Annotated in this window: 12 protein-coding genes; 4 read left to right on the forward strand and 8 right to left on the reverse strand. The window is 69.3% G+C overall.

Going from position 1 to position 9630, the window contains the following annotated elements:
- On the reverse strand, positions 1-410 hold a 410-nt coding region (locus tag AC3XYG_RS02805), incomplete at its 3' end, for a LysE family translocator (protein WP_489138289.1).
- Between the two features lie 257 nt (positions 411-667).
- Between AC3XYG_RS02805 and AC3XYG_RS02810 the strand changes: the two genes are divergently transcribed.
- Positions 668-1525, forward strand: a complete 858-nt coding sequence (locus AC3XYG_RS02810; RefSeq protein ID WP_489138290.1) for a hypothetical protein — start codon at positions 668-670, stop codon at positions 1523-1525.
- A 91-nt stretch (positions 1526-1616) separates the two neighbouring features.
- The gene (locus tag AC3XYG_RS02815) at positions 1617-1796 is read left to right on the forward strand and encodes a hypothetical protein (RefSeq protein ID WP_489138291.1); all 180 of its coding nucleotides are present in this window, start codon (positions 1617-1619) and stop codon (positions 1794-1796) included.
- A 7-nt stretch (positions 1797-1803) separates the two neighbouring features.
- Here AC3XYG_RS02815 and AC3XYG_RS02820 read toward each other — a convergent pair whose 3' ends face one another.
- A complete protein-coding gene (locus AC3XYG_RS02820) occupies positions 1804-3159 on the reverse strand; it encodes a sensor histidine kinase (protein ID WP_489138292.1) in 1356 nt (451 codons plus the stop codon).
- Positions 3143-3820 (reverse strand): winged helix-turn-helix domain-containing protein, encoded by a 678-nt coding sequence (locus tag AC3XYG_RS02825; RefSeq protein WP_489138293.1) that lies wholly within the window; start codon positions 3818-3820, stop codon positions 3143-3145. Before AC3XYG_RS02825 ends, AC3XYG_RS02820 begins: the two co-directional genes overlap by 17 nt.
- Before the next feature lie 204 nt (positions 3821-4024).
- Between AC3XYG_RS02825 and AC3XYG_RS02830 the strand changes: the two genes are divergently transcribed.
- Complete coding sequence (locus AC3XYG_RS02830) at positions 4025-4276, forward strand: hypothetical protein (protein WP_489138294.1); 252 nt, start codon at positions 4025-4027, stop codon at positions 4274-4276.
- A gap of 4 nt (positions 4277-4280) precedes the next feature.
- On the opposite strand, the gene AC3XYG_RS02835 is transcribed toward AC3XYG_RS02830, so the two are convergent.
- The 3 genes from AC3XYG_RS02835 to rnd form a co-directional block, all read right to left on the reverse strand.
- A complete protein-coding gene (locus AC3XYG_RS02835) occupies positions 4281-4919 on the reverse strand; it encodes a glutathione S-transferase family protein (RefSeq protein WP_489138295.1) in 639 nt (212 codons plus the stop codon).
- A complete protein-coding gene (locus AC3XYG_RS02840) occupies positions 4916-5854 on the reverse strand; it encodes a M23 family metallopeptidase (protein ID WP_489138296.1) in 939 nt (312 codons plus the stop codon). Before AC3XYG_RS02840 ends, AC3XYG_RS02835 begins: the two co-directional genes overlap by 4 nt.
- Positions 5855-6115: 261 nt before the next feature.
- Positions 6116-7264, reverse strand: coding sequence for a ribonuclease D (gene rnd, locus AC3XYG_RS02845; protein ID WP_489138297.1), 1149 nt, complete (start codon positions 7262-7264; stop codon positions 6116-6118).
- Positions 7265-7459: 195 nt separating this feature from the next.
- Between rnd and AC3XYG_RS02850 the strand changes: the two genes are divergently transcribed.
- Entirely contained in the window at positions 7460-7837 is a 378-nt protein-coding gene (locus AC3XYG_RS02850; RefSeq protein ID WP_489138298.1) for a hypothetical protein, read from the forward strand.
- Positions 7838-7993: 156 nt separating this feature from the next.
- Here AC3XYG_RS02850 and AC3XYG_RS02855 read toward each other — a convergent pair whose 3' ends face one another.
- Positions 7994-9151 carry an enolase C-terminal domain-like protein gene (locus tag AC3XYG_RS02855; RefSeq protein ID WP_489138299.1) on the reverse strand — a complete coding sequence of 386 codons (1158 nt, stop codon included), beginning with the start codon at positions 9149-9151 and terminating at the stop codon, positions 7994-7996.
- A 50-nt stretch (positions 9152-9201) separates the two neighbouring features.
- A partial coding sequence (locus tag AC3XYG_RS02860) for a nicotinate-nucleotide diphosphorylase (RefSeq protein ID WP_489138300.1) occupies positions 9202-9630 on the reverse strand: 429 nt, incomplete at its 5' end.

The raw sequence follows: 9630 nt of genomic DNA on the forward strand, positions 1-9630 counted from the left end.
AATTGCGGGAAGAAGGCGGTGAAGATCAGGACCGCCTTCGGGTTGCCGGCGGCGACCCAGAACTCCTGCCGGACCAGGGCGCGCAGCGGCTGCGCCCGGGTGGCGGCGCCGCGGTCCAGCACCGGCGCGTCGGCGCGCAGCAGCTTGATGCCCAGCCAGACCAGATAGGCCGCACCGATCCATTTGACGGCGGCGAAGGCGACCTCCGACGTCGTCAGCCGCGTGCCGAGGCCCAGCCCGGCGATCGCGATCATGAGGGCGAAGGCGACCAGCCGGCCGGAGGAGGCGGCGATGGCACGCAGCGTGCCGTCGCGGGCGCCGTTCGACAGCGACAGCAGGTTGTTCGGCCCGAACGCCATGTTCAGGGCAAAGCAGGCGGGCAGGAACAGCAGATAATCGTCGAGCGTCATTGATCCGGTCTCCGCCGAAATGCCGGCTGGCCAAGACTGCCAGAGATCGGAATGCAACGGAACTGGCGGGCGTTCCGGCCGATCGACCGAAGTCTCCGCATATTGGTTAAATTTTTTCCGAAAATTTGAGCGCAATGGCAGAAGAATTTCATCTTGGATTCATTGGTAGAACGTTGGATCGTTCAGCAGAGTTGGGCTCGAAACCTGATGATTCCTGAACAAGGATTCCTGTGCAGATCTCATTCGACTCCCTCGCCATGCGGTTTTACCTCGGCGGCATCGAGCCGATGCTGTTTCGCCTGAGGAAATGGCCGCGCCTGCGTCACTGGGGGCTCGGCGCCGCCGATCTGCCGGAGGCCGAACTGGGCCTGGATGCGGAAGGCTGCGGCGAACGCTGCCGGCATATGGTCGACGCGCACCGCGCCTATCTCTCGAAATTCGCCCGGCGCGGCCCGGACGGCATGGCCCGGCTGTGGTACGGCACGCCCTGCCTGCTCGACCTCGGCGATTTCGCGGATGTCGGCGCCTATGAGCAGGACATCCGCCGGCACTCCTTCGGCTATATCCTGCGCGAGACGCGCAAGGCGGCGAAGGCCGGCTATCGCTGCCGGATGTTCGACCGCTTCGGCCAGGGCGACGATATGCGCGACATCGAGGCGTCGAAGCTGTTCCGGTCCGGCGGGCCGGTGCCGCAGGCCTTCGCCCAGCGCTTCGGCCGCGGCCGGGATGTGCGCGGCGACCCCTGGCTCGACGCCGACTGCCCGCTGCATTGGACGGTCGACTGGGGCGTCTTCGTCGCGGATGGCGACCGGGACCGGATGGTCGGCACCATCGTGCTGCGCCGTATCGGCAACATCATCCGCATCGTCTCCTTCCTCGGCCATGCCGACCATCTGTCCTCCGGCGCGATGAAGCTGCTGTTCGTCGAGATCGTGCGCTGGCTGCTGCGCCGCGACGACCCGCGGGTCGCCGGGGTGCGCTTCCTGCTGTACGGCGCGGCGGAACAGGGGCGGCTGGGCCTGCTGCACTGGAAGCGCCGCCTGCTGCTGCGCCCCTTCGTCTTCGCCGACCGGGCCCCGTCTGCCGGCATCGCATCAGGCGGGGCGTCGCGCTAATTCCCAATTGTGGCGCATGACAACCGCGGATCGGCGCAAAGAAACCATCTTCCCCGGCTGAATTGGAGATCGATCAGTCGGGAGGGGCATCATGATTCTGGATCACGCGGGCGCATTGACACGGCCGGGCATCGCCACCGGGGCGCGGCACGACACGCCGGCTGTACCGGAGGCTGGGTCCGCCGGCCGATCGGCCGAGAACCAGGCCCGGATCGTCGCCCATCTCAGGACGATCCTGCTCAGCTGCGACCGCTCGCAGGTCTGGGGCTAACCCTCCGTCACGGGAACAGCAGCGACACCCTCAGGCCCGGCCGGTTGTCGGACAGGGTGACCGTCACCCGGTGCAGCTGTGCGGTGGCCGCGACCAGGCTCAGGCCGAGCCCGTTGCCCGGGGTGTGGCGGCTCTGCTCCAGCCGGTAGAAGCGCTGGAACACCTTGTCGTGCAGATCGGCCGGGATGCCGGGGCCGTCATCGGCGATCGACAGCTCGGCCCGGCCGTCCTGCCGGCGCACGACCGCGATGTCGATGCAGCTGCCCCTGGGGGTGTGGCGCAGCGCGTTCTCGATCAGATTGGCGATCATCTGCGACAGCAGGTCGGCATCGCCGGTGACCTCGATCGGCGCGGCATTGGTCCAACGGATGATCTGCCCGTTTTCCTCGGCCGTCGGCTGGAACACCTCGACCATGGCGCTAGTCAGGGCGGCCAGGTCGCAGCGGACGAAGCCCTGGCGCCGGTTGCCGGCCTCCAGCCGGGCGATGCGCAGTAGGGCGTTGAACACCGCCAGCAGATGGTCCGCCTCGGCGATCGCGGCCTCCACCGCCTGCTCGTATTCCCCGGTCGAGCGGGATTTCAGCACCGCCCCCTCCAGCCGCTGGCGCAGCCGGCCGAGCGGGGTGCGCAAATCGTGCGCGATGTCGGTGGAGACCTGGCGCAGCCCCTCCATCAGCGCCTCGATGCGGTCGAGCATCGTGTTGACGATGTCGGTCAGCCGGTCGAACTCGTCGCCGGTCTCGCGGCCCGGCAGGCGCTGGGTCAGGTCGCCGTCCATGATCTTCTGGCAGATGCGGTTGATGGCATCGACCCGGCGCAGGACGCCGGCGCTGACCAGCAGCCCGCCGCCGACGCCGAGGATGGCGGTGGCCAGCAGGCTCCAGCCCAAGCCGTGCAGCCACAGCGTGCGCAGATCCTCCAGCGCGCTGCGGTCGGAGGCGACGAGGAGGAACGCGCCATCGGGCAGGATCTTGCCCAGGCCGCGAAGATCGCGATTGTCGTCGTGGCCCGGGGCGGGAATGGTCAGATCCTGCGGCCCGGCGATCGGCGGCATGACCGGCAGGTTGCCGGCCAGGTGCCGCCCAGCCTGGTCCTGGAACAGGAAGTAACCGGGATTGCCAGGGTCGGCCTTCAGGCTCTGGTCGATGTCCGAGGCGATCTCCGACGGCGGGTCGTTCGGATAATCCTCGGTCAGCTGGGCGACGATGGCGGCCAGGGAATCGTCCAGCTGCTGCGCCGTGTACCCCGCCGTCGCCCAGTAGAGCACGCCGAGGATCGCCGCCACCGAGGCGGCGAAGACGGCGGTGTACAGCGCCGTCAGCCGGAAGCTGGTGGTGCGGAAGATCCTAACCGGGCGGGCCAAGGCGATACCCGGCGCCGCGGATGGTGGTGATCAGCTCGCCGGCGAAGGGCCGGTCCAGCTTGCGCCGCAGGCGGCTGATATGGGCCTCGACCACATTGGTGCTGGGGTCGAAGCGCAGGTGCCAGACCTTCTCCAGCAGCATCGTCCGCGTCACCACATGGCCGGCGTTGCGCAGCAGGTATTCCAGCAGCTGGAACTCGCGTGGCTGCAGCTCGATCGGCTGGCCGGCGCGGACCACGCTGCGGCGGATCAGGTCGACCTCCAGATCGGCGACGCCCAGCATAGTCTCGGCCGACAGCGGCCGCGCCCGCCGGCCCAGCGCGTCGACCCGGGCCAGCAACTCGGCCAGGGCGAAGGGCTTCGGCAGGTAGTCGTCGCCGCCCGCCTCCAGCCCGGCCACCCGTTCGTCGATGTCGCCCAGCGCGGTCAGAAACAGCACCGGGCTCTCAATCTCGGCGGCCCGCAGGCGCCGGACCAGGGCAAGGCCGTCGAGGCCGGGGATCATCCGGTCGACCACCAGCAGGTCGAAGGCGCCGCTGGCGGCCGCGAGGAAGCCGCGCGGGCCTTCGGCCACGATCTCGACCTGATGCCCGACATCGGCCAACCCGTCGGCGACATAGCGCGCGGTGTCGGCGTCATCTTCGATCAGGAGAATCTTCATGGCCTGCAAACGACCCTCAACGCACGGAGCCAACCAGGATATTGCGCGTCAATGATAGCCGAAGACCGGCCATCCACAAATGTGGCCAGGGTTAATAATCGGTTAACTCATGAAATGCGGTTCGCGCCGGCCGGGATTGACAGTAAAATCAGCGCATCGCACAAGCAGTCTATTTCAGATCTCTGTCAGAGATGAGTGAGAGTCATGGCTTCGGAACGCGGCAACCACGGGACGAAACCGGCACATCAGGTGGTGCAGTTGGCATGGCAGGCGGATCCGCTCGACGGATCCGGCGCCGCGGATGCGTCCGACGGCTGGCACGAGCCGGACCGGCTGGCCGCGCCGCCGGACGATATGATCGTGACGACCGTGCGGGCCCCGAAGAACCAGTCGCGCATCGTCGAGCATCTCAGGGCCGTGTTGCTGGCGCCCGAACGGGTGCGCCCGCGGGAATGAGGCTCTATTCCGCCCCCAGTACCGCGGCCGATGGCCGGGCGGCCAGGCGCTGCCACCAGGCTTCGAGGCGCGCGTCGCGGGCCATCAGCGCCCGGCCTTCCGGCGCCATGCGGAAATAATCGAGGATTGGTGCTGCGTGCAGGTCGGCGAGGCTGATGTCAGGCCCAAGCAGCCGCGGGCCGTCGCCGAGGAAGCCGGCCAGCACGTCGAGGCACAGCTCGGCCCTGGGCAGGGCCGCGGCGATCTTGGCCTCATCGGGCGATTTGCCCATCGTCGGGCTCGACACCCGCTCGACATAGATGTCCCAGACCAGCGGGCGATAGGCATAGCTGTCGAGGATGCCGATGATCTGGGTCAGCCGGGCCCGGCCGCGGGCATCGGCGGGCTGCAGTGCCGGCCCGTCGAAGGCCTCATCGACATAGCGGGTGATCGCCGCGGTCTCGTACAGGGCAAAGCCGTCATGCTCGAAGGCTGGGATGCGGTCGAAGGGCTGGCGCGCCCGGTAATCGGCCGGGGGGCCGCCGGGCGCGAAGATGTCGACCTCGACCCGGTCGAAATCCACGCCCTTCTCCTGCAGCGCCAGCAGCGCGGTGCGGACATAGGCGCTGTAGCCGGCGCCGTAGAGGATCGGTTTCGCGCTCATGGCATTTCGAGCGTGCGTTGCTGGTCGATCAGCAGGGCGGCGTTGCGCTCCAGCCGGTAGCGGCCGGTGTAGGTGCCGTGCTTCCAGCCATCGGCCGGCGGGCGCTTGCCGGCGAAGGCGAACCACAGGATCTTCGGCGCCGTCAGCGTCTTCTGATCCTGGAACGCCACCGTGCCGTCGGGGGCGGTGATCGTGGTTGTCTGCAGGTCGCCGGCCTGGACGCCGAAGCTTTCAGCCCACATCACCAGCGGCGCCTTCGGGTCGCCCTTGAGGTCGGCGTAGCGGCCGAGATGTGCCGCATCCTGGTTGGCCGGGCCGGTGGCGAAGCCGGCGATCAGCAGGCCGGTGGCGATGTATGGCACGTCGGCGGCCCACAGCGAATGCTGCGTGACGTTGCAGCCGGCGCCGGTCGGTTCGTCGGTGAAGGGGTCGATGCGCTGCTCACCCTTCAGGACGCCGAAATGCAGATGCGGGAATTCGGTGTCGCCGGACAGGCCGACCTGGCCCAGGGGCTGGCCGGCCTTCACCACATCGCCCGACCGGACCTGCAGGCTGCCGCGCTTCATGTGGGCGTACAGCGTCTGCCAGCCATTGCCGTGGTCGATGATCACGCCGTTGCCGGCCTCGCGATCCTTGACCGCCGCTGTGCCGCGCTCGTCCACCGACACGTCGGGCTCGCCGTCGCGGACGCGCAGCACCGTGCCGTCGGCGGCGGCCAGCACGGCGACGCCGCGCTGCATGGTGGCCAGGTCGGGCAGGCGGATGTCGGTGCCGTCATGCCCGTCATAGGTCAGCGTGCCGCAATGGAAATCGGCGCGGCCCGGCCCGGCATCGGCGTCGACGTAATTCTGGACGAAGCAGTCCTTGCCGACGGTGCAGGCCACCGGCCAGGAGAGGCGGGGCTCGTCCTGCGCCGGCTGCGCGGCCGGAGGCACCGTCGATGGTGCCGATGCGGTCGACGGTGCCGGCTCGGTCGCCGTTGCCGGTGGAGTGGCCGGCGGCGGCGCTGGAGGCGGTGGGGGTGTCGTCGTCGCGGGAGCAGGCTCGCTCTGGACAGCGGGCTCGGCTGGCGGAGGCGGCACGCTCTCGCGGGAGAGAAAGAAAAGATAGGCGCCTGCAGCAATGACCGCGCAGGTGGCGATGACGGCGAAGGTCCACCATCCGCGACGCATTTTCTCCCCCTGGATTCGCTTCCCCTAGAGGGATACCACCCGGATGCGACGGTTCTGCACCGCGAGGGCGATCTTGCCGCGCTTCAGCGACAGGGCATCCTCGCCGAACATCTCGCGGCGCCAGCCATGCAGCGCCGCCACGTCGGCGTCGTCGTCCATGGCGATGGCCTCGAGGTCGTCGCTGCCGGCGACCAGCTTCTGGGCCACGCCCTCATCCTCGCATTTCATCTTCAGGAGGACGCGCATCAGTTCGACCAGCGGGGCGATGCCGGGCGGGGAAGGGGGGCGCTGTGCCAGCTTCGGCACCTGGTCGGGCGGGATGGCCAGGCCGCGTTCGACCGCCGCCATCAGCCCCTGGCCCTGCCAGCCCTCGGCCATGTTGCGGCTCATGCCGCGGACCCGGGCCATGGCCTCGAGGTCGCGCGGGCTGTGTGCCGCGATCTCCAGCAGCGCCTCGTCCTTCAGGATGCGGCCGCGCGGGATGTCGCGCTTCTGCGCCTCGCGCTCGCGCCAGGCCGCGACCTCGCCCAGGACGGCCAGGAACTTGGCGGACGCGTTGCGCGGCTTCAGCCGCAGCCAGGCCTGGTCCGGCTCGGTGTGATAGGTCTCCGACGCGCAGAGGATCGCCATCTCCTCGTCGAGCCAGGATTCGCGGCCCGACTTGGTCAGCTGCTTGCGCAGCGCCTCATAGGACGGGCGCAGATGGATCACGTCGGCCAGCGCGTATTCGATCTGCCGCTCGGTCAGCGGCCGGTGCGACCAGTCGGTGAAGCGCGAGGATTTGTCGATCCGGGCATTCGCCAGCTTGGCGACCAGGTTCTCGTAGCTGACCGATTCGCCGAAGCCGCAGACCATCGCCGCGACCTGGGTGTCGAACAGGGGCTTCGGCACCTGGCCGGTCAGGTGGACGAAAATCTCCACATCCTGCCGGGCGGAATGGAAGACCTTCAGCACCTTCGGGTTGTTCACCAGGGTGAACAGCGGCGCCAGATCGATGCCGGGCGCCAGCGGGTCGATCGCCACGGCCTCGTCCAGCCCGGCGATCTGCACCAGGCACAGCTTCGGCCAGAAGGTGTGCTCGCGCATGAACTCGGTGTCGATGGCGATATAGTCGGCCGCTGCCATCCGGTCACAGAAGGCGGCGAGGTCGTCGGTGGAGGTGATCAGGCTCATCCTAGGTTTGTAGCGGATGAAGCCCCCAATTGCCGAGAGGTTTGCAGCATCTGCATCAAACCAAATGATCGGCGGCGCCGTCTTCGGCTAGTCTCGGGCGTCGATCCGGGGGCAGGACCGGCCCCGGCCGGTCCCAACGCAGCCATGATTTTGCCATGGCCACCCCGGACGGTGCGACCGCGGAGGGAGGCGTCTATGAAACGATTCCTGGCATCGATCGCCGTCGCCACGGCGCTGACCGCTTCGCCCATCGCCGGTGCGGCCGAATCGGCCTCCAGCCTGTTCCGCGTCGGCGACACCGGCATCCGCTGCCTCAAGGCGCCCTGTCCCTGGCGCGGTGTGGTCCCGGTCGACCAGCGGGGCGGTGCGGCGGGCGACCCGGCCTATGCCGGCGAGGCGCCGCCGGTGATCGCGGCGACGCCGGATGGTCTCGGCCGGGTCCGGGCCGAGATCTGGCGCGCCTGGGCGACGGGGCATTGCCTGCTGGTGTTCGGCCGCTTCGAACGCCGCGGCACCGCGGCGATGCCGATCCTCTCGGTCGACCACATCGTCGGGCCCTGCGAGGAGCGCTGACATCAGGGTCTCAGAGACCGTTTGAAAACGCGCTGGTGTGAGTCGGCTGGCGGTGGTTTCGAGAACCGGCGCGCAGCGGACGTTGGGGTCCGTGAGCACCGGAAGCGCAGAAACCGCTGTCAGACGGCCGCACCAGTAGCGTTTCCAAATGGTCTCTCAGAGCAGGGTGCGGAACAGGCGGTAAAGGTCGGCCCGCCCCTCGAAGCCGATGCCGGGCCGGTCTGGCAGGGCGACGGATCCGTCGGTCACCACGGCGTCGTCGGCTAGGCCACAGAAGGGCTGGAAGCTGAGCGGATTGACCTCGGCACCGCCCAGCCCCAGCGCAGCAGTGACATGCAGGGTGAACAGGTGGCCGCCATGCGGCCAGAACGCCTGTCGCGGCCAGCCTTCGCTCTCGAAATGCGCGACGATCTTGAGATAGCCGGGCAGGCCGTAGCAATGCACCGGATCGAACAGCAGGATGTCGCGGTCGCGGCGCAGCCCGCCATAGCGGGACAGCAGCCGGGCCTCGGCGACGGAGAACAGGGCCTCGCCGGCGGCGATCGGCCCGGGATAGGCCGACCCCAGCGCCGCCTGGGTGGGCAGGTCGAGCGGGTCGCAGATGTCCTCGAACCACCACAGGCCCAGCGGCGCCAGCGCTGCCGCCGCGGCCAGGCCGGTATCCCGGTCATAGGCATTCATCGCGTCGACCGCCAGGTGCCCGGGCGTCGCCAGCCGTGCGGCCGCCGCCTCCACCCGCCGCAGATCCTGCGCCAGCGCCGCGCCACCGATCTTGATCTTGGCCCTGGTGTAGCCCCGGCCGGTCAGCCGGCGCATCTCCTCCGCCAGCCGGGCGACGTCGTTGTCGGGATAGCGGTACCCGCCGGCGGCATAGACGCCGATGCGCTGCGGCACCGCTTCGGCCCGGCCGAGCCGGCCGGCCAGGAATTGGTGCAGCGGCAGCCCGGCGATCTTCGCGGCGGCATCCCACAGCGCCATGTCCAGCGTGCCGACCGCGACACAGCGCTCGCCATGCCCGCCGGCCTTCTCGCCCGCCATCATCGCCGTCCAGGCCCGGAACGGGTCGACGCCGGTTCCGGTCTCGTCGGCCAGATCCTGGGCCGCCAGCAATCGGGGGGCGAAGCGTTCGCGGATCAGCCCACTTTGGGCGTAGCGGCCGACCGAGGCGAAGCCGTAGCCGACCACTGGCCGGCCGTCGCGCACCACGTCGGTGACCAGCGCGACCATGCTGGTGGTCAGCCCGCCGGGCGGCACGGCCGGGTCGTCGTAGCGCGAGATCGCGACCGAACGCTCCCGGATGTCGATGATCCGCATCGGACTTGCCCCTTCCTCGTACCCCGGCCCGGCATCCTAGCGATCGGCCCTCACTCCTCCCAGTCCAGGCCGAGGTCGAGGATCGGCGCGCTGTGGGTGATCCAGCCGGTGGAGATCAGGTCGACGCCGCTGGCCGCGATCGCCGGCACGGTCTCGATCGTGATCCGGCCGGAGGCCTCGGTCACCGCCCTTCCGGCGACGCGGCGCACCGCCTCGCGCAGCTGGTCCGGATTCATATTGTCCAGCAGTACGGCGTCGATGCCCTCGGCCAGCGCCGCGTCGAGCTGGTCGAGCGTGTCGACCTCGACCTCGATCTTGACCAGGTGCCCGACCGCGGCGCGGGCCCGGGCGATCGCCGGCCGCACGCCGCCGGCCACGGCGACGTGGTTGTCCTTGATCAGCACCGCGTCATCCAGGCCGAAGCGGTGGTTGGCGCCGCCGCCGGCCCGCACCGCATGCTTCTCCAGCGTCCGCAGGCC

Source organism: Inquilinus sp. (assembly GCF_057815775.1).